At 43.5% G+C, this 20,036-nt stretch carries 15 protein-coding genes and 1 pseudogene; 3 read left to right on the top strand and 13 right to left on the bottom strand.

Annotated elements, in window-relative coordinates:
• Positions 1–4: 4 nt before the first annotated feature.
• Positions 5–370: a regulator gene (locus J4N44_RS08020; protein WP_252045068.1), complete on the bottom strand. Its 366-nt coding sequence runs from the start codon at positions 368–370 to the stop codon at positions 5–7.
• A gap of 273 nt (positions 371–643) precedes the next feature.
• Between J4N44_RS08020 and J4N44_RS08025 the strand changes: the two are divergent.
• Positions 644–935: pseudogene (locus J4N44_RS08025) on the top strand (ISNCY family transposase); the annotation flags it as partial.
• 120 nt (positions 936–1,055) lie between these two features.
• On the opposite strand, the gene J4N44_RS08030 reads toward J4N44_RS08025, so the two are convergent.
• From J4N44_RS08030 to matP, 4 genes are all read right to left on the bottom strand, one after another.
• Positions 1,056–2,270: an HDOD domain-containing protein gene (locus J4N44_RS08030; protein WP_252045069.1), complete on the bottom strand. Its 1,215-nt coding sequence runs from the start codon at positions 2,268–2,270 to the stop codon at positions 1,056–1,058.
• A 131-nt stretch (positions 2,271–2,401) separates the two neighbouring features.
• Positions 2,402–2,725, bottom strand: a complete 324-nt coding sequence (locus J4N44_RS08035; protein ID WP_252045070.1) for a hypothetical protein — start codon at positions 2,723–2,725, stop codon at positions 2,402–2,404.
• Positions 2,726–2,839: 114 nt separating this feature from the next.
• The gene (locus J4N44_RS08040) at positions 2,840–3,151 is read right to left on the bottom strand and encodes a DUF3634 family protein (protein WP_005446826.1); all 312 of its coding nucleotides are present in this window, start codon (positions 3,149–3,151) and stop codon (positions 2,840–2,842) included.
• Positions 3,152–3,161: 10 nt separating this feature from the next.
• Positions 3,162–3,611: a macrodomain Ter protein MatP gene (matP, locus tag J4N44_RS08045; protein ID WP_005429851.1), complete on the bottom strand. Its 450-nt coding sequence runs from the start codon at positions 3,609–3,611 to the stop codon at positions 3,162–3,164.
• 211 nt (positions 3,612–3,822) lie between these two features.
• On the opposite strand from matP, the gene J4N44_RS08050 reads away from it, so the two are divergent.
• Complete coding sequence (locus J4N44_RS08050) at positions 3,823–5,463, top strand: S16 family serine protease (protein ID WP_252045071.1); 1,641 nt, start codon at positions 3,823–3,825, stop codon at positions 5,461–5,463.
• Between the two features lie 70 nt (positions 5,464–5,533).
• Positions 5,534–6,052, top strand: a complete 519-nt coding sequence (gene fabA, locus J4N44_RS08055) for a bifunctional 3-hydroxydecanoyl-ACP dehydratase/trans-2-decenoyl-ACP isomerase (protein WP_029854586.1) — start codon at positions 5,534–5,536, stop codon at positions 6,050–6,052.
• 171 nt (positions 6,053–6,223) lie between these two features.
• Here fabA and rmf read toward each other — a convergent pair whose 3' ends face one another.
• The 8 genes from rmf to J4N44_RS08095 all read right to left on the bottom strand — a co-directional run bounded on the left by rmf (position 6,224) and on the right by J4N44_RS08095 (position 20,022).
• Positions 6,224–6,397, bottom strand: a complete 174-nt coding sequence (gene rmf / locus J4N44_RS08060) for a ribosome modulation factor (RefSeq protein WP_005446820.1) — start codon at positions 6,395–6,397, stop codon at positions 6,224–6,226.
• Positions 6,398–6,568: 171 nt separating this feature from the next.
• Positions 6,569–8,344, bottom strand: coding sequence for a DUF3466 family protein (locus J4N44_RS08065; protein WP_252045073.1), 1,776 nt, complete (start codon positions 8,342–8,344; stop codon positions 6,569–6,571).
• Between the two features lie 7 nt (positions 8,345–8,351).
• Positions 8,352–10,271, bottom strand: coding sequence for an ABC transporter ATP-binding protein (locus tag J4N44_RS08070; protein WP_252044167.1), 1,920 nt, complete (start codon positions 10,269–10,271; stop codon positions 8,352–8,354).
• Complete coding sequence (locus J4N44_RS08075; protein WP_009702647.1) at positions 10,249–10,500, bottom strand: glutaredoxin family protein; 252 nt, start codon at positions 10,498–10,500, stop codon at positions 10,249–10,251. Before J4N44_RS08075 ends, J4N44_RS08070 begins: the two co-directional genes overlap by 23 nt.
• 18 nt (positions 10,501–10,518) lie before the next feature.
• Complete coding sequence (gene rlmKL, locus J4N44_RS08080) at positions 10,519–12,642, bottom strand: bifunctional 23S rRNA (guanine(2069)-N(7))-methyltransferase RlmK/23S rRNA (guanine(2445)-N(2))-methyltransferase RlmL (RefSeq protein WP_050908734.1); 2,124 nt, start codon at positions 12,640–12,642, stop codon at positions 10,519–10,521.
• A 511-nt stretch (positions 12,643–13,153) separates the two neighbouring features.
• A complete protein-coding gene (locus J4N44_RS08085; protein ID WP_252044168.1) occupies positions 13,154–13,696 on the bottom strand; it encodes a cell division protein ZapC in 543 nt (180 codons plus the stop codon).
• Between the two features lie 169 nt (positions 13,697–13,865).
• Positions 13,866–14,876, bottom strand: a complete 1,011-nt coding sequence (pyrD, locus tag J4N44_RS08090) for a quinone-dependent dihydroorotate dehydrogenase (protein WP_017190185.1) — start codon at positions 14,874–14,876, stop codon at positions 13,866–13,868.
• A gap of 304 nt (positions 14,877–15,180) precedes the next feature.
• Positions 15,181–20,022 carry an NAD-glutamate dehydrogenase gene (locus J4N44_RS08095; protein WP_005446807.1) on the bottom strand — a complete coding sequence of 1,614 codons (4,842 nt, stop codon included), beginning with the start codon at positions 20,020–20,022 and terminating at the stop codon, positions 15,181–15,183.
• Positions 20,023–20,036: the final 14 nt, after the last annotated feature.

Below are 20,036 nucleotides of genomic sequence, written 5' to 3' on the forward strand. Positions count from 1 at the left end.
TTTATTACACTATTTTTTTTAACACTCGCGCATACTTCAAGATTTGGTGTGCTACCTTGATATCATTTGACGCACCGAGTTCTAACAACGCTACTCCAATCAAAACTTGCTGAGCAGTAACCAGTTGCCCAGTTGGAAGCTCTAATCGATCATGTCTCATGATGAAGTTTTCCCACTCTTCGCAGATGCTCAGTTCCCTGCCCTTATTCATCCTCATTAACCGTTTACACTCTGGAGGAATGGATTTTCCCTTATCCCATTCTTTGATTGTTCTCACACTTTTTAAACAAAGTTTGGCAGCTTCTTCGATGGTTAAACCACATTCAAACTCACGAAAAATATAGTTTTTTGTCATTTCGTGATACTTCATTGAATTGTCCCTCAAAAGAGGAACATATTATAAATATTGAATATGCAACTGCATTAAACATAAGCGCCCATAATGCGCACTGGCTTTGTAGGCGCAAAGTTGTAATGTCACTATTTACCAAAGTTAAAATGTCTCTTTAGTTCGTAGTCACTAAGCTTTGCTTACAACCAGCTAAGGATGCGTTTAAGATGCTAGTTACTATGAATGATTCTGATATCAATCGTTTTAAAGTAATCCAAGATGTTTGCGATCGTAGGATCCGACGAGTCGACGCGGCAGAATTCTGATTTTTCTCCAACACTTGCCAGAGAAAAACTAACGGAGTTACATAGTCTTCCAGTATCTAACGAGACCTTACGAAGTTGGATGATTGCAGATGGTTTATGGACACCGCATTCGCAACGCAAGCCTAAAGTTTACCAACCTCGCTACCGACGTCGAGCTCGTTCAAATTGGTGGCTCTCACCACGATTGGTTTGAAGGACGATCTGACAAATGCTGTCTATTAGTGTTTATCGAGGATGCGACTGGACGTTTGATGAACTTACAGTTAAGCATTAGTGACGTCGTAACCTTGTGTTCTTCAACAATACTGAGGTGTCACTTGTTTATTCATTTTCTTATGACATTAAAAAAGCGACTTGTTACAGTCGCTTTGAGTTTTTTTTGTGACACTGTGACTCTTTTACATCATAAGAGTCATCTTTCCTGGAGCACTCATTCTAATTGATGACAATGCTTCCCCTGATATCTGGACGTTAGCAAACCAAAATGGTTTATGCTTTTCTGCAAACACTTCACTTCTCGATAAGTTATCATAGATTGCATACGCCCTAGCCTGCGCTAAAGCTGCTCCATAGACACTGCGCTCTAAGATGGGTTTGCTTTCGATGTCTTCAAGAACAGCAACTTTTATATGTTCTACATTCTTCGACCAGTGAAAGTTTTCTAAAAGTCTTTTAGTCACCAGAGCTTCCATATCGACAATGACTTTAGGCAAGAAAGCGGGATTTGGTCGGACATCGGCACAGGCATAATACTCATCTTTCCTGTTCGTTTTTCTATAGTTCAGCATGACTTCAATGAGTGCGTCTTCAAACGTATCAGTGAAGTGATTAATCAATACGATGCTACCTAAGCTACGAAGCGTTCCGATCAAAACACCACAATCGGAATCTTGAACATCTGCCGATTCCAATCGCATTTTGGTGACGTTGGCAGTCAAAACCAATTGTTGCCAAAACTTGGGAGTCAGGATTTTAGTATTACTATCTGACCATCTCATCATTGGGCGCGCCATTAAAACCGGGAATAGCTTGCGGCAATTTTCAACTCCAAGGCGCCCAATCGCGACTCTTGCATCTGAACTAGTTTTAGCCGCACTCCCTCGCTCACGCAGTCTTGAGTTCTCAATCAGATCTATAATCGTTGAGCTTAGCTGATGGCTATTGTTAGCCAAGTCTGTCAGTTTTGAAAAGCTTAGAGATGGAGAATAGGCAAACGATGCGAATAACTCAAATGCGGGTATATTGCTCGATAATTTATCAATTGGAAGCGTTTCAAGCTTCTTCATTAACATTCGATCGGCGACTTTCGATACATCGCTGATGACTTTTTGCAGTGTTTTCTGCTTGTCTTCCACGATTTGGCGTTTTTCTTTTACTCGCTCTTGTTCGCACATGAGAAGTATTCTTTGGTTGCGCGTGATTCTGTCTTCTTCACTAAAGATCACATCGTCACAATAACGCCCCTGTAAACTGAGGAGCTTATCCACTTGTGACTGATCCACTTGGTGGTTCATACTAGCTAGCCACTTGGCATGTCTAAGTTCGACTTCTTTCGATACTTTGACTGCGATGTCCATTGCTTCTGGTGTGTAATTTTTTTGCGTGAGCAACAAACTGATATTCCTAACGTTGTTTTTATTTTCCTGTCGGCAAGTTTATCTATAAAGACACATGCAGTAAATGAAATGTGATATTAATTCCACTTATAAATACATACAAATTATCGAAATATTATTAGTGAATGCTAATTGCCCGTTGTTATGTGTAGTCGTATGTACTTTTCAGAAAATTTATAACGATAACGTTTGCCAATTTTCACATTTGATTTGGTGAACTGGCATACGCGTTTATCACCACTTCCTTTAACTCTCTTAATCGTTGCACTCTTGCCTTTGTGTTCCATTTCAATCATCAAGTCACAATATCCGTGGTAACCATCAAATGCTCTATCAGTTTTCTTCTGCAGCTCCGCTTTGATTTTTTTCGCTACAGGATTGATTTCTGAGTCGTCAGCTATAGCAATAGAAATTCCAAATAAAAAGCACAAAAACGTGACAGTGTATCGCATGATGTTCCCTTTCGATTCGTAAAAGTGAAACTCTAACTCACTGACTTTGCTGATATAAAAATGGGACACATTAAATGCGTCCCGTTTAACACGAATAAGTAATTGATAGTTTTCTTAAGCTCGCTTTTTACCTTTGGTCGACTTAAAGCCTTGGTGAGGAAAAACGTTTCTAATGCGTTGTTGAACTTTTTTCGGCACGTCTTTGGAAAAGGTTAAGCGCATACCTGTACGTTGGTTATAGACTTTCATTTCGCCATCAAACGGAGAATGCTCAGCGATGTCTTGCAGGTTGTGTTTAAAAGAAGGCGGTATGTGACCTTTCACCTTCGATATTTGCCCTTGTTCAAACTTAACTTTTAGGACAGGTCTATCTACGGCGATAAGCCAAAAAATGACAACAGCAGCAATCAATATTACGTAAAGCATTTGATACTCCTTAGCTAGAAAGCAATTTACTCAAGTCTTCTTTCAGCGACGATACCTTCATACTGGCTTTTTCACTTCGAGATGCCTCTGATAACAAATACTCAATAGCATCGGATAACGTACAGCCTAGCTCGTTCGCTCGATTGGAGAGTTTTTCCCACACTCGATAATCTAGATCGATGGACTTTTTCTTCGTGTGGACTTGTTCTGCATTGAAGTGACGTTTACGCTTAGCACGGATCGCTTGCTTCAGCTTATTATCAAGCTCTTCAGACATGTGGTTTTCAATCCAAGCAAGAACTTGGGTTGGCTCATGCTCAAGTTTACGAAGTTCGGCAATTGCGGCATCGGCTTCGCTCGTATCGATGTATCGGGTAACGGCTTCACCATCCTTCCACTTTTTGATGAGATACTTCCATTTCCAACCACATTCTAAATTTTCAAGCTGTTGATATTTCATCCTTCTGACCCTCAATACACTTATGGTGACAGCGTAACCCAAGTGTGCAGATTCGGCAATTAAAACTCATAAAAGTATCGATGTTGATCACTCATTTGTCGAAGGTTTAATCAACTGAATTTGCAGAATTTTTGGATTGGTCAAATTGTCGCTAGGGAGTTGATCGTCGTTTCGCTATAATGCTTGCAAGACTAAATTATGATGAATTTGAATGAACCAAGTTAACTGGCAAGATGTCACCCCTTCTTTCGAGCAGTACGAAGAGATTTTAAGTAAAGCCACTTCTCTACCGATTAAGCCCTTTATTGACCTTCAGCCTAGGCTTGAGGCGACCATTGACCGATTTACTCGTGTTCGAGGATTAACCCGTATTTTATTAGTGAATTGCACTGATAATGCGCTTTATCGTGGTTTCGTCAGCGAAGTATTGAAGAATAAGTCGTCAGCGCCTGTTGTGACAGTTGAGTCACTCGATGCCAAAGAGTTATTTGATCGCTACAGCGTGAATCAAGATGGTCAAACGACATTTGAGTCTGGCTTACTGTCTAAAGCAGATGGCGGTTATCTTGTTGTTCCTGCCAACTTAGTGCTTGCAAACGCTGCGCGCTGGCCAAACATTAAAGCAGCAGTTCAAGGTGGAAGCTTTGCTCCGATTAACCTTACACCAAATCGAATTGCGTCATCGCCTTTTGCACCACAAGACTACGATGTAAAGCTGATCATTACAGGCGATCGAAACCAGTTAGCGGAAATCGAATATGTCGATGAAGACTTTTCTGCAGGTCTGACGATGTATACTGAGGTTGAAGAAGATATCCACTTATCTCAAGAAAACCTAAGTAAATACGTTGGTTTGGTCAATTGGATTTGCCATGAATACCAACACCCTGCATTGAGTAACGAAGCCTTCCGAAGATTAATTCTTGCCGGCATGCGCTATACAGAAGATCAACACTATCTGCCTCTCGGTGTACTGTGGCACAACCAGCTGTTAGGTCTTGCTGCCCAGTATTCAAACTCATCGAGTATCGAGTTTGACGATATTGATCGTGCTATTGATGATAAATATTACCGTGAATCTTACCTACCACAACGTGCTGTGGACGATATTCTTGATGGACAAGTGATCATTGAGACGACCGGCGAACAGGTTGGGCAAATTAATGGTCTTACAGTGATTGATATGGCCGGACACCCTGTCTCCTATGGGGAACCTGCGCGTATTTCTTGTGTTATTCACTTTGGTGATGGTGATATTTCAGACGTCGAACGCAAAGCAGAACTTGGCGGCAACCTACATGCTAAGGGCATGATGATCATGCAAGCGTTTGTGAGTTCAGCACTGAATCTTGATGAACCACTACCATACTCCGCTTCGATTGTATTCGAGCAATCATACAGCGAAGTCGACGGAGACAGTGCCTCCTTAGCAGAGCTATGTTGTTTGGTGAGTGCCTTGTCAGAATCTCCAGTGAATCAACAGATCGCGGTTACTGGTGCAGTGGATCAATTTGGTCGCGTGCAAGCCGTTGGAGGCTTGAATGAAAAGATTGAGGGCTTCTACCAAGTATGTAAACACCAAGGCTTTACGGGAGAGCAAGGTGTGATTATGCCTAAATCTAACCTAAAACATCTCGCGTTACATAAAGATGTCATAGAAAGCATTAAGAATGGTGAGTTCCATATTTGGTCAGTTTCTACTGTTGATGAAGCGATTCCCATTCTGATGTCTAAACCATTTCGCGGTGAAGACGACAGCATCATTGGTAAAATTGCCGAACGTATTGAAAACTTTGAAAGACATGAGCATCCAGAAGGAATTGTGGAGCGCATCAAAAACTGGTTTGTCTAGTACTGATCGGAGTTGTTTAGCGTACACGTGTTCACTAAGATGCAGCTATCAAAAATTGGAGTAATTGATAATGCAAAACAAACGTGATTCTTACAACCGTGACGATCTTCTCGCTTCTAGCCAAGGTGAGCTATTTGGACCAGGTTACCCTCAGCTTCCTGCGCCAAACATGCTAATGATGGATCGTGTTACTAAAATGTCTGAGGCCGAAGGCGATTTTGGTAAAGGTTTGATCCTCGCAGAATTGGACATTACTCCAGATCTTTGGTTCTTTGACTGTCACTTCCCTGGTGACCCAGTAATGCCTGGTTGTCTTGGTCTTGATGCTATGTGGCAGCTTGTTGGTTTCTTCCTAGGCTGGGTTGGCGGTAAAGGCAAAGGTCGAGCTCTGGGTGTTGGCGAAGTGAAGTTTACGGGTCAAATCCTACCAACAGCGAAAAAAGTAACGTACGAGATCCACATGAAGCGCGTTGTTAACCGAAAATTAGTAATGGGTCTAGCTGATGGTCGTGTATGTGTAGATGGTAAAGAAATCTACGTAGCAAAAGATCTGAAAGTGGGTTTGTTCCAAGACACTTCAAGCTTCTAATCTCCTACTCTGAAGTATTTATCAAGGCTCCTATCAAAGGAGCCTTTTCTTTATCTTATGGCATTTAGTTTAGACACACGCGTAAATTGCTACATTTAAAAACATCCGCTTTAAACGCAGAAAAGGCTCTTAACGAGCCCTTTCAAATCCTTCTGTTTGTATGTGGAGAGTTTATTTGTAGAGACCAGATTGTCTTTCATCTCTGGCATCACGCCAACCACCTAACCAATACGACCGAGCATCAATTTGTTGATATGGGCAAGCCTCTTGAGACCTTCCATTCAACCCAGCTTTATAGCCTTGAGATTGAGCTCGTTCTAGGCGATCACGCTTTTGTCTCTTCATAGTTAATTCCTCATACAGGTCCATTTACAAACGTACTACTGTTATTGTGAAACTTTGATGGAGTTTTTATGACTCCATCTACAAGAATCGATCAAATTGCGCATTTTCTCAAGGCATAAAAAAAGCAGAGGCTCATTTCTGTGAGCCTCTGCTTGATTTAAAAATTACTGACTATTTTCTACGGAACCCGAATAGACCCAGCATGGTCAAAGCCAGCCAACCTAGACCAGCACCTTGGCGTTCCGCAGCTTCCTCTTCAACACTTCGTGGTTGAATATTAGCTTTAGTTGCACCTGGAATCGGCTTAAGCTTAACAGCAACGATTTTCTCTTCACCGTTACTACAGAAAGAGTTGTGAGCTGTTGTGTCATAACCGCCTGCACACTTCATTGCTGTCGCGGAGATCACACCGGCATCGTTGATATCTGAAGCGCTAATGATACGGAACTCGTTGTTGCTGTCAGAAATATCTCTGGCGCTTGCGCTCTGATCGTTTGCACCGTTGGTAAGATCGTCGAGGAACCACGCTTTGCCATCGAAGATTTCTTTAGCACGCTCACTAACTGTTCCACCTTGAGCATATGGATAGATAAATCCACGCTTACGACGAGGTTTACCCTCTTCTTCACGAGTCTTCTCAGCGTCTAATTGACCAACAATCTCATTGTATGAGTTGATGCCACCCATTTGACCGCCAGCACCGCTAAAGAATATACCAGAAGTTGGGTAGAAGGCACTTACTGAGCTCTTAGTCACATCGTCAACAACAAAGAGACGATTTGGTGCTGACCCTGTTGGCATTAAGTAAGCCCCCGAACGTTTGGCTTCACCAATCGCAACAAAATTTGCATTTACGTCAGTTAGACGTGAGTTGGTATGAACCGTATCACCACTGATTCTTTGTTGGGCACCATCAACTTCTTTATTTACCCATGTAGAATCAACGACTGAGCCTTCTTTTGCCAACGTTCCTACGAAGACTGTTGCGTTCATGTAGTTGTTGTCACTGTCATAGGTGTTGTACCCAACACCATAAACAGTTGAATCTTTTACAACAAAATCTCGCATGCTACCTTGCGCCAGGCGTTCATCTTCTTGAGCTTGTCCACTTGGCCAACCTAATTCGACCGCTGAACCTGTAGCATCCCAAATGGCTGCTTTAGATGTCGAGTGGTCGCCATTATCATTGTTGGCAAATCTCGAAACGCTACCTACAGTAAATGTTCCATTTGTTTTCCAAGCCCTGCTTTCTAGAAGCTTTGGAACTGCGTCGCTTGTGTCAAAGTTAGGACTAGTTCCTGGTGCAACAACCGTATTTCTTGTTTCTAAAACAGTTGGATCGGTTGTACTGATAACACTTTGATTGCCTACAGGCTTCCCTTCAGCAGTCAGACTGTTGATGACATTGTTGTACTTATTGGTATACGCTGCAGAATCAATAGTATTAGGCGTCTCACCCTCAACGTAAGCTAGTGCATTTGAAGTAAAGTCTTTACTAAAAGCCTCTTTACTCCAAGGACTCCAATGGACTGATGCCCACGATTCACATGTTGAGTAACGACGTTCATTCTTACAGTATCTTTCAAAGTCATCGAACTCTTGTACGTAAAAGAAACCCAAATCCATCGCAAATGGCACTTCTTCGCGGTAGCTAACGCCGTCGACTTCTTGCCCAGTTGAGATTGGGGTTACACGCGTTTCAAGCGCAAGTTTAAAGTGCTTTGAATCACAATCAGCACCTTTATCAAAACAACCCAGCGCGAAAGGCTTTCCTGTATCAGGATCGTTATCCACGTCACCTTGTTGAATTGCGACACCGTACACTGTTTCCGTAGTGACGTTTTCAGGGGAAACTTCAACTACTTGATACAGTGCTGCATTGGCATTCATTGCCGTACCGACCATCATAGCGATGGCGGTTAATTTGAATTTGTTACTACAATTCATCGAATTCTTAACTATCCTGTTGCATTGCTTCGAGTTCTTCCCATCTCTCGAACGCGATTTCCAACTCCTGCTCTACCGCAGCGAGCTGTTCCAATACCGGTTGAGTCTGTTCTACAGATTTAGTGAAGAACTCTGGGTCGTTCACTTGTTCTTGTAGAGTCTCAATATCCGCCTCTAATTGTTCTAGTTTAGCTGGAAGAGCCTCTAATTCTCTTTGCAGCTTATACGATAACTTCTTCGAATTGTTCTTAGGTTGCGTAGTTTTGGGAGTTTCCTCAACCACTTTCTCTTTCTTCGCTGCTTTTTCAACCTGACTGCGCGAAGCAAGAACTTGATCACGCTGCTGTTTTGCGTCGTGGTAACCACCAACAAACTCTTCGATTATGCCGTTACCTTCAAAAATCCAACTGGTCGTCACCGTATTGTCTACGAACTCACGGTCGTGGCTCACTAACAGTAACGTACCCTGATAATTGGCAAGCATTTCTTCTAAAAGTTCCAACGTTTCGATGTCCAAATCGTTGGTAGGTTCGTCAAGAATAAGCAAGTTGTTAGGTTTCAACAAGATACGAGCCAGCAACAAACGGTTTTTTTCGCCTCCAGACAAGGCTTTTACTGGCGTGCGAGCACGTTTTGGTGCAAACAAGAAATCTTGTAGGTAGCTCAATGCGTGACGCTGACGCCCTCCAACCATCACTTCTTGCTTACCATCTGCTAAGTTATCAATAACCGTCTTTTCAGGATCAAGAATTTCACGGTACTGATCGAAGTAAGCCACTTCGAGCTTTGTTCCACAATGAAGACGACCGCCTTGCGCTGATAATTGCCCTAATAGCAACTTGAGAACGGTACTTTTACCACAGCCGTTAGGACCAATCAGTGCGATTCGATCACCACGCATAATGTTGAAGCTAAAGTTATCAACGATTTTTTTGCCTTCAAAAGCAAAAGAGACATTCTCAGCTTCAAAGACGATCTTACCTGAGCGTGAAGCATCGTCGATGTTAAGGTTAACTTTACCTTGAACCTCACGTCTGTCACGACGTTCTTCACGAAGCTTCTTAAGGGCACGAACACGACCTTCGTTGCGTGTACGACGTGCTTTAATGCCTTGGCGAATCCACACCTCTTCCTGAGCTAGCTTTTTGTCGAACTCTGCATTTTGCATTTCTTCGACACGAAGCATCTCTTCTTTGTCATTTAAGTATTGGTCATAATCACCAGGGAAAGAAGCGAGTTGTCCGCGATCGAGGTCAACAATGCGTGTCGCCATCGATTTGATGAATGCACGGTCGTGGGAAATGAAGATGATCGAGCCTTTGAAGTCCTTTAGAAAGTTCTCTAACCATTCGATGGTCGTTACATCAAGGTGGTTAGTTGGCTCATCAAGAAGCAATACATCAGGGTCACAAACAAGTGCATGAGCGAGAGCGGCTTTACGTTGCCAACCACCCGATAGATCAGTCAGTTTGGTTTCAGGGCTTAGCTTTAGCGCACCAAGTACATTCTTAACACGATCATCAAAGCGCCAAGCGTTAAGGTGATCCAACTGTTCTTGAATCTTAGCAAGACGATTAATGTTCTTTTCACTTGGGTCCTGAGCGACAAGATCGAGAAGATCATGATAGATCTTCAACTGCTCACCGATTTCAGCTAAACCACCAGATACGTATTCGTAAACTGTGCCTTCTTGATTGCGTGGTGGATCTTGTTCAAGTCGAGAAACAACGACGTCTTGGGTGATTTGAATCTTGCCATCGTCCAACAAAATGTCGCCAGCAAGCACTTTCATTAACGTAGACTTACCTGCACCGTTGCGACCAACTAAACAAACGCGTTCATTTTCTTGAAGAGCGAACTCTGCTTTGTCTAGTAATGGGTGGTCGCCAAATGCAAGTTGTGCGTTATGAATGGTAAGTAATGCCATTATTATCCAACCAATGTTTGAGTTTTTCTAAGTCAAACGGCCAGTTCAACTCAGAATCTTGATATTTTAATACGGGAATTGTTACGCCGTAACGAGAAAAGAGAGCATCGTCGAACGCTATGTCGACGATGTGTGTTTGTTCGGCGAGACCAATCTGACTAACGAGGTCAAACGCCATCTCGCAGAGATGGCATCCTTCAGTGCTGTAAAGCGTTAGCACGTTCAACATCCTTTTACTGTTCCGTCCCTATTCTGCGTGAGTAACCAACCAGCAGTTGTGAATCTGTTTGTTACGAGAAAAATCCAATGGCAGAGTTTGAGAAGAAATGTTCTGCGCTTTTAAGCCCAGTTCTGCAAGCCCTGCTTCGTCCATCTTGAAGTGACGTTTGTTGTTCGAGAAAACAATCGTACCGCCAGCACGCAACAGACGCTTAAGGTTTGTCATTAGCTTAATATGATCGCGCTGTACATCGAACGACGTTTCCATGCGTTTAGAGTTAGAGAACGTCGGTGGGTCAATAAAGATAAGATCATATTCACCTTTGGCGTTCTCAAGCCACTGGAGACAGTCAGCTTGCTCAAAACGATGCTGGCGACCAACACAACCGTTTAGCTGCATGTTGTCTTTCGCCCAGTTGAGGTACGTGTTAGACATATCTACCGTAGTTGTAGAACGCGCTCCACCAACTGCAGCGTGCACTGTTGCACTGCCAGTGTAAGCAAACAAGTTAAGGAAATCTTTACCCTGTGCCATTTCGCCAAGACGACGACGAGTGATCTTATGATCTAAGAACAAGCCCGTGTCTAGGTAGTCATGAAGGTTTACGATCAGCTTCACTCCGTACTCGTTCACTTCAAGCGTCTCTGAAACTTGACCTAATTTTTGGTACTGGCTACGACCCTTTTGCTTCTCACGAACTTTAAGTACTACGTTATTCGCTTCTACACCTGTTACCTGAATCGTTGCACGGATGATGTCCGTTAGACGGCGCTTGGCTTTTTCTTCAGGGATATTCTTAGGTGCTGCGTATTCTTGAATCACAATTTGATCGCCGTACACGTCGATCGCTACATTGTATTCAGGAAGATCCGCATCGTAGATACGGTAACAGTCAAGTTTCTCTTTACGAGCCCACTTACCAATCTTGCCAATGTTTTTCTTCAAACGGTTTGAGAAGTCTGGTGCAATTTGAACATTAGTGTCCGCGCCTTTCACTTCATCAACGCTGCGCTCTGCAATGCTGTAGTTCTTTTGGTGACAAGGTAACGCACCATTGTTCAATTTGAACTGTTTGTCCGCACGCATACGAAGACAGCTTAGTAGCTCGTCTGAACTTGAGAAGATAGACGCTTTACAACCGCCAAACTCTGCTTTTAGCTGACCACCAAATGCTGTGTATAGCGCGATCAGACCAGGTTCAGTGCCAAGACGCTCACCATAAGGCGGGTTAGAAACGATAACGCCAGATTCGAAACCAGCCGGACGAGTAATGGTTGCTGCATCGCCTTGTGCAAATTCAATCAACTCTTCAACACCAGCTCTACGAGCGTTGTCTCGTGCAACCTTCAATACTTTCGGGTCGTTATCGAAGCCGAAAAACTTAGCGTCAACTTTTTTGACACCGCGTCGAGCTTGTACATTTGCCTCTGATTTAATCTCTGCCCAAAGCTCTGGTTCAAAATCTTCTAGCGCTTCAAAGCCCCACTGTTTGCGCTTAACGCCTGGTGCCATATTGGCTGCCATCATCGCTGCTTCAATCAGCAACGTACCAGAACCACACATTGGGTCTAGAAGCGGTTGTGAACCATCCCAGCCACAACGCATTACGATTGCTGCTGCAAGCGTCTCACGTAGCGGAGCTCGACCTGATTCTGGACGGTAGCCACGTTGATGAAGACCACTACCCACCATATCCACACCAAGAATGGCTTTGTCTTTGTGCAGACGAACATGAACGCGGATATCAGGGCGTTCTTTGTTAATGTTTGGACGAGGAAGTCCTTTCTTCTCAAAGCAATCTACGATGCCGTCTTTTACTTTCATTGCACCGTATTGGCTGTTGCGGATTTCACGGTTCGTACCATTGAAGTCGACCACAAAGCGCTTTGAACTATGGAACTGGTTTACCCAGTTAATTGAAGACGTCGACAGGTAAAGGTCCATGTCGTCGTTACAGGTAAATTCAGATAAAACACGTACAAATCGAGACGCCAAGCGGCTCCACAAACAGCAACGGTAAATCTGTTCATTCGTCGCCTTAAATTTAACGCCTGCCTGTACTGGTTTGGCGTTTTCAATGCCTAGTTTAGTCAGTTCTTCAACAAGCAAGTTTTCCATGCCGTTTGAAGTTACCGCGAGATATTGATTCATAGTGTTCTTTCGTCGATAAAAAATGGCTTTGATTATACCTGACTTTACGATCAATGCCTCGTTTTTAAAGGTATTTTTACTTTATTAGCTCAAACAGTCGCCAATCTCATCTGTTGAAAATCAAAACACAGCACATCTGCAAACAGAATACGTCTCTTTATCACTTTCTAGTAAAGACAAGCTTCATAACGAGAGTGAATACTTATTTACATCATTTTTGGTCTATACCAATCGTTGATTTTGCGTGTAATTAACTTACAAAATGAGCGTATAGGGGAACAAAAGGTGAAATATTAGGCGTCTGGTTGCCTAAATTAAGGAAACGCTAAAATGAAAAAAGTGGAATAAAAGTGAGCTACTTCATATCTGAGATACAAAATAGCCCTCACCTAGGCATGTATTTGGCGTGCACAAGAGGAGATATTCAGAAAATTCTAGGCAAAAAAAATCGACCTAATGAGGTCGATTAATGCAAACAAAGGAACGAAAATAAAGAAAAATCAAAAGGAAATTAACCCACCATCGCCATTGGTGCCATCGTGAATAAGTGATTGGCACACACCATGCGATCGTGCATTACTTTAATTGGTTGCCCAAATGGCAGTACTTTGTTGCCATCAAGTAGAAATTCATCCTGCCCTACGTAAGCACATAGGCTTGATGTTTTACCTGGTTCTAGAACGATGAATACGCCTTCTGAATATCGATTTGTTAGGAAGACCATATCCCCTTCTTCTGGCTCATGTCCATCGCATTGGGCGTCGAAGAACCAGCTCTTCGGTTGAACAGGTTTATGAAAGCGTTTTGCAGCTACGCAATAGAGCGTAAGTTCGGCTTGACGGTATTCGTTGATGTCGAGACAACGGATTCGTTCGTTGTACGTTTGAAACGCGCTTGCGTCATCAACAGTGAATTCATTGTCTGAGAAGGCACAATTGACCAACAGCTTACGGCATAGATTGGTTTGGAAAATCATCTCCTCCCCCAAATCCAGCATTAGGCAAGCTTTCTGCTCGTCAAAATACCAATTCCATTTGTCGCTGGGTTTAAGCATTATTCCGTTCTCTTGTTTGTGACTAGTTAATCAGTAATAAGAGGTAAGACGCTTAATTACCTACTCATGATTTTTAAATTTTACAAACGAACGGGCAAAAAAAAAGAGGAAACGAATTCCTCTTTTTTTAGTAACAAGCGTCGATTTCTCAACGATTTAGCGATTGCTCTTATAGATTTTTAACAATATCGCGTACGAGACCTGGTCCGTGGTAGATGAAACCAGTGTAAACTTGAACAAGTTGTGCACCTGCCATCATTTTCTCTTTCGCTGCAACGTATGAGTCAACACCGCCCACACCGATTATCGGAAGTTTATCGCCAAGCTCTTCATGAAGTTTACGAACAACTTCTGTTGAACGTGATTGAACCGGACGTCCGCTTAGACCACCCGCTTCGTTCGCATGTTTCATGCCTTCAACGACTGTGCGATCAAGCGTTGTGTTTGTTGCAATCACACCGTCGATGTTATTCTTAATTAGCGACTCACAGATCTGGCTGATTTCGTCATCGCTCAAATCCGGTGCAATTTTTAGCGCAAGTGGTACGTACTTACCGTGCTTTTCTGCAAGTTCTGCTTGTTTCTCTTTGAGTTCAGATAGCAATTCGTCTAGCGCTTCACCGTACTGAAGTGAACGAAGCCCTGGTGTATTTGGTGACGAGATGTTCACGGCGATGTAACCGGCATACTCGTACACTTTTTCCATACAAATCAGGTAGTCCTCTGCCCCTTTCTCAATTGGTGTATCTTTATTTTTACCAATGTTGATACCAAGAATGCAGTTGTATTTTGCCTTTTTCACATTCTCAACCAGATGATCCACACCTAGGTTGTTAAAGCCCATACGATTGATGATACCTTCCGCTTCAACTAGGCGGAACAAACGTGGCTTGTCGTTACCTGGTTGCGGACGAGGCGTAACAGTACCAACTTCGACAAAACCAAAGCCCATAGCGTCAAACGCTTCGATACATTCGCCGTTTTTGTCCAAACCAGCAGCAAGACCCACTGGGTTACGGAATGTAAGCCCCATGCATTCTACTGGACGATTTGGTAATTGTTGACGATAGAAAAGATCGAGAGGAGTGCCGTTAAAGCGTTGGAAGTTTTTGATTGCAAGATCATGTGCCTTTTCGGCATCAAGTTGGAAAAAGCCAGTTCTGGCTAGACGGTAAAGCATTGTGCCTCCGAAAGAAAAAAGCCCCGTGTAAACGGGTCAATATTATTTACTGTTTTTCAGTGCAATTCAATGAAAATGAGTGAATTCAGCAAAATAGTATGTCTCATTTTAATTTTGTTCATAAAAACAGTTGATTAGCACTCTATTCTCTATACAAAATTGCTAGCTTTTTATTTAAAAGCAAACGATTTCATGCCAGGAAAACTCAAATCGAACGTTACGTCGTCACTTGTTGTGTGGAGTTATAATGATTTGAACATAAAAAAGCCCCGCGATTGCGAGGCTTTTGCTAAAGTCACTTACCCTATTCGTTCGAAGAACAGTTCAGGTTAAGTAGAACCAACTCTCGAAGTGCAACAGAGAACTTAGCGAACTCATGAACGGAACCAACTTTGAATTCATTCAAGATGCTCTCCCAACGATGTAATGACAATTCATTCGTGGTCATCCAATCTTCGAGTGCTTGCATCACGTCTAGATCTTCTGTTGAGCAGCCGCAAGTTAGAACTTGAGCAGTCAATTGACGTTGTTGCCAATCGAGATCCTCACGGAATGCTGCACGAGCAAGAGCTTGCCAGTTATTATCAACCGCTTGGCTATTGATCTGTTTCAAGAACCAGTGAAGTGATAAACGGTCACCTAGATTAAAGTAAAGCTTCGAGGCTTGTTCAACCGTTTTACCCGTTTCGCTTGCTACTGTTGAAATATCCAGTGCAGACTGTAGGCTAGAGAGACGAGCTACATGGTGTGCCAGTTTCTCCTCTACTCCGCGCTCAATCCATTTCTGAGCAAGTTCGTTATGCTCTTCCACTTCTGATGCAACTAGCATGGTGTCTAGCGTTTCAGTAATAGTGTGAACATCGTCTTTATATAGCGCAACTAACTCAGTTACTGTGCTCTTACCGCTGCGATTGCGAAGTAACCAACGAGAGATACGGCGCAATGCGCGACGTACATAAAACATGATCTCATACTGTGCTTCTGCAGTTGCAACGTTATCGAGTGCACGAGTTTGCTTAAGAATATCTTCCAGTTCGAAGATCTCACGTGTTGCACTGTAAGCGTTCGCAATATCAACGACACTCGCGCCCGTCTCTTCTTGAAGACGAGTCACGAAGTTACAGCCCATTTCATTAACCATTTGGTTTGCCAGCGCTGTTGCGATGATTTCAGCACGCAGCGGGTGGTTTACCATCTGATCTTTGTAGTTACGGCGTAACTCACTTGGGAAATAAGCAACTAACTGTTTTCCATGGAATTCATCATTTGCAATTTCGTCAGCAACCAATTGTTCTTTCAGAACCATCTTACCGTAAGCTACGAGTACTGAAAGTTCAGGACGTGTCAGACCAAGACCTTGTTTCTCTCGCTCAATCAAGGTTTCATCGTCTGGAATGTACTCAAGAGCACGATCCAAGTACCCTGCTTTCTCCATTGTATGGATAAAGCGGATTTGCTCTTTAACGATGCCAACACCTTGCTGTTCAGTCACCGAAATAGACTCAGATTGACGGTATGCATCGTCCAATACGATTTCGCCCACTTCGTCTTCCATCGATTCAAGAATCTGGTTGCGTTGTTTAACCGTTAGATCGCCATTCGATACTAAACCATTCAAGAAGATCTTAATGTTCACTTCGTTGTCCGAACAGTCTACGCCACCAACGTTATCCACAAAGTCCGTATTTACACGACCGCCTGTGCTTGCGTATTCGATACGACCAAGCTGAGTCATACCTAAGTTACCGCCTTCACCAACCACTTTCGCTTTTAAATCACGTCCATCGATACGGAGTACGTCATTTGCACGGTCGCCAACATCAGTGTGTGTCTCGCTAGAAGCTTTAACATACGTACCGATACCACCATTCCAAAGCAGATCCACTTCCATTTGCAGGATCATCTTAATCAGATCGTTTGGCGCTAGAGACGCTTTCTTCGTGCCCAGCATTTTTTGGATTTCTGGCGTTAGTTGGATCGATTTAGAGCGACGAGAGAAAATACCACCGCCCTGCGAGATCAACTCGGCGTTGTAATCTTCCCAGCTTGATCGTGGGAGATTGAACAAGCGATTACGCTCTTCCCAGCTGGTGGCTGAATCCGGATTTGGATCAATGAAGATGTGCATATGGTTAAACGCAGCTTGTAGACGAATATGCTTAGATAGCAGCATACCGTTACCAAATACGTCCCCTGCCATATCACCCACACCAATTGCTGTGAAGTCAGTGGTTTGACAGTTGATGCCCATTTCTCGGAAGTGGCGTTTCACCGATTCCCAACCACCTTTCGCAGTGATACCCATTGCTTTGTGGTCATAACCGTTAGAACCACCTGATGCAAACGCGTCACCTAGCCAGAAGTTGTACTCATCCGATACAGAGTTCGCCAAATCAGAGAATGTTGCTGTACCTTTATCGGCGGCAACAACTAAGTATGGGTCGTCTTCATCGTGACGCACTACACTCTTCGGCGGAATAACTTCGCCTTCGATGATGTTATCGGACACATCGAGAAGCGCGCGAATGAAGCGTTTGTAACAACGTTGACCTTCAGCGAAGATTTCATCACGGTTAGTTAGAGTTGGCTGACGTTTACATACGAAGCCACCTTTTGCACCCACAGGAACAATAACCGTGTTCTTAACTTGCTGTGCTTTAACCAGACCAAGAATTTCAGTACGGAAGTCCTCTTGACGATCCGACCAACGCAAACCACCACGCGCGACTTTACCGCCACGTAGGTGTACACCTTCAATATCAGGTGCGTAAACGAAGATCTCAAACGCAGGCACTGGCTGAGGAATATCTGGGATTTCGCTTGGTTTCATCTTCAACGATAACCAAGGTTTCGGCTGCTTATTTTCGTCCAATTGGTAGTAGTTAGTACGTAGCGTTGCCGTGATCATTTCCATGTAGCGACGGATGATACGATCATCATCTAGGCTTTCAACGCGATCCAGTTGCTCGGTTATTTTCTTGATAAGATCGTTCTGACCTTTCTCGCTGCCTTTGTGTTTTGGATCGAATCGTTTGGCAAACAAGTTTACTAGACCCGTTGCCAAATCTGGGTAATGGCTAAGGGTATCTTCTATGTATTGTTGGCTGAATGGGAAACCAACCTGGCGCATATAGCGCGCGTATGCACGAAGAATTGAGATTTCACGACCAGACAGTGAAGCGCCTAGTACCAAGCGGTTGAAGCCATCACTCTCTAGATTACCAGCCCAAATCGCTGCGAATGCTTGTTGGAAACGATCGCGAGCTTCACGAAGATCAACGGTCTTGTCGCTCTTATGCAGCATTGAGAAATCTAGGATCCAGAATGTTTGACCATTGTTGGTTTCGATCTCATAAGGCGATTCGCCGATCACACGTAACCCTAGGTTTTCCAACATTGGCATCACGTCGGATAGGTGAATTGGCTCGTCGCGGTGGTATAGCTTCAAGCGAACTGCTTTCGATTCTGCCGCTTCTTCTTGCGGACGATAGAACAGCATGCCGAGTTTGTTGTCGTCGCTTAACGCTTCTAGACGTTCGATATCTGCAACCGCAGAACCTGGCATCATGTCTTCTTTATATGAACGTGGGAATGCGCTCATGTACTCTTTCGAAAGCGGAAGACCTTTGCTTTCACCAAAGTTAGCAATGATAGACTCTTTTAGGCGGTCGTCCCATGAAGTCGATACTTCCATTAAGTTCTGCTCAATCTTTTTCACGTCTACATCAATGTTGTTATTGTCTACACGAACAATGTAATGGGTTCTCGCCAACGGGCTTTCTGAGAAGAAGGTTGTGAATTCAACCTCTTGTTCACAGCCAAAGTACTGCTTAAGAATGCGTTGCGTTTGACGACGAAGCTCTGTGTTGTATCGATCTTTTGTCACGTAAACCATACAGCTGAAGAATCGACCAAACGGGTCTTTACGAACAAATAGACGTAACAAGTCACGATCTTGCATTTGAACGACACCCATCCCCACTTCTAATAACTCTTCTTCACGAGCTTGAAGTAATTCGTCACGTGGGTAGTTTTCTAGAATGTTGTGCAGGGCTTTGTACGAGTACGATCCGTTACGGTAACCACTCGCTTCTAGAATACGATCCACTTTCTCGCGGATCAGAGGAATACTTTGTACGGCTTGGTTGTATACAGCAGAAGTGTAAAGACCTGTGAAACGGTGCTCACCAATCACTTTGCCGTTCTTATCGAATTTCTTAACGCCAATGTAGTCAGTGTAAGCTGGGCGGTGAATACGAGATGCTTGATTGCCCTTAGTGATGATCAATGCGTAAGGCTTTTTCGCTTCTAGGCGTGCAGAGTCGGACAGTTCAGAAAGCTTGATGCTGCGAATGCGATTGTCATCGGCAAAGAGACCAAGACCTTTCTCTTTAACAGGTTGCAGCTCAGTGTCACCATTGACGCTAACAAGATCATACTCTTTGTAACCCATGAAGGTGAAGTTATGATCCCCTAACCAACGTAGGTATTCGATCGTCTCATCTAAACGATCAGTCTTCATCGAAACTCGATCTTTGTTCTTTTCAAGATCATCAGTAACGATCTTAAGTTTATCAACCATTTGTTTCCAATCATCAACCACTAAACGCGTGTCAGACAAAATGGTCAGTAGCTCATTTTTCAGCTCTTGCATTTCACCTTTACTGGTTAAGCGGTCAACTTCGATATGGAACAGAGATTGAAGAACACCACCCTCGCCATTAACGTCCGTCACTTGCCCTTTTTTATCGCGTTCTAGTTGCGTTGGGTTGTTGAGCATCAAGTGAGAAACAAGGTCAAGTCGCGTTAACGCCATCTTGATGGAATCCACCAAAAACGGGCTGTCCGGAACAACAATTTCAACAATAGTGTGTGTTGATTGCCAACCTTGGCGGCTGACGGTTGGGTTGAATACCCTGACAGAAATGTCTTCTGGTTTCTTTTCATTGACATGATGCCACAGGCTAACAACGGCACCATATAGGTCGGATTCGTTTCGCTGAATCAAGTCATCATCAGCAATGTTACTAAATAAGTGTTGAGCAAGTTTAGTTACAAGCGGTTGGTGAGAAAGCTCGAGTTTGTCTTGAATTAGTTGGTATACCTTTTCAAGCAGAACCGGCACTACATTTTCACGCGCGGTCATATTCACACTCCACA

Source organism: Vibrio sp. SCSIO 43155, from assembly GCF_023716605.1.
GTDB classification, from domain to species: domain Bacteria; phylum Pseudomonadota; class Gammaproteobacteria; order Enterobacterales; family Vibrionaceae; genus Vibrio; species Vibrio harveyi.

Bases quoted from the DNA above. Each gene is read 5' to 3' on its own strand.
- J4N44_RS08020 (WP_252045068.1), bottom strand. From the start codon at position 370: ATGAAGTATCACGAAATGACAAAAAACTATATTTTTCGTGAGTTTGAA.
- J4N44_RS08035 (WP_252045070.1), bottom strand. From the start codon at position 2,725: ATGCGATACACTGTCACGTTTTTGTGCTTTTTATTTGGAATTTCTATT.
- J4N44_RS08040 (WP_005446826.1), bottom strand. From the start codon at position 3,151: ATGCTTTACGTAATATTGATTGCTGCTGTTGTCATTTTTTGGCTTATC.
- matP (WP_005429851.1), bottom strand. From the start codon at position 3,611: ATGAAATATCAACAGCTTGAAAATTTAGAATGTGGTTGGAAATGGAAG.
- J4N44_RS08050 (WP_252045071.1), top strand. From the start codon at position 3,823: ATGAACCAAGTTAACTGGCAAGATGTCACCCCTTCTTTCGAGCAGTAC.
- fabA (WP_029854586.1), top strand. From the start codon at position 5,534: ATGCAAAACAAACGTGATTCTTACAACCGTGACGATCTTCTCGCTTCT.
- rmf (WP_005446820.1), bottom strand. From the start codon at position 6,397: ATGAAGAGACAAAAGCGTGATCGCCTAGAACGAGCTCAATCTCAAGGC.
- J4N44_RS08065 (WP_252045073.1), bottom strand. From the start codon at position 8,344: ATGAATTGTAGTAACAAATTCAAATTAACCGCCATCGCTATGATGGTC.
- J4N44_RS08070 (WP_252044167.1), bottom strand. From the start codon at position 10,271: ATGGCATTACTTACCATTCATAACGCACAACTTGCATTTGGCGACCAC.
- J4N44_RS08075 (WP_009702647.1), bottom strand. From the start codon at position 10,500: ATGTTGAACGTGCTAACGCTTTACAGCACTGAAGGATGCCATCTCTGC.
- rlmKL (WP_050908734.1), bottom strand. From the start codon at position 12,642: ATGAATCAATATCTCGCGGTAACTTCAAACGGCATGGAAAACTTGCTT.
- J4N44_RS08085 (WP_252044168.1), bottom strand. From the start codon at position 13,696: ATGCTTAAACCCAGCGACAAATGGAATTGGTATTTTGACGAGCAGAAA.
- pyrD (WP_017190185.1), bottom strand. From the start codon at position 14,876: ATGCTTTACCGTCTAGCCAGAACTGGCTTTTTCCAACTTGATGCCGAA.
- J4N44_RS08095 (WP_005446807.1), bottom strand. From the start codon at position 20,022: ATGACCGCGCGTGAAAATGTAGTGCCGGTTCTGCTTGAAAAGGTATAC.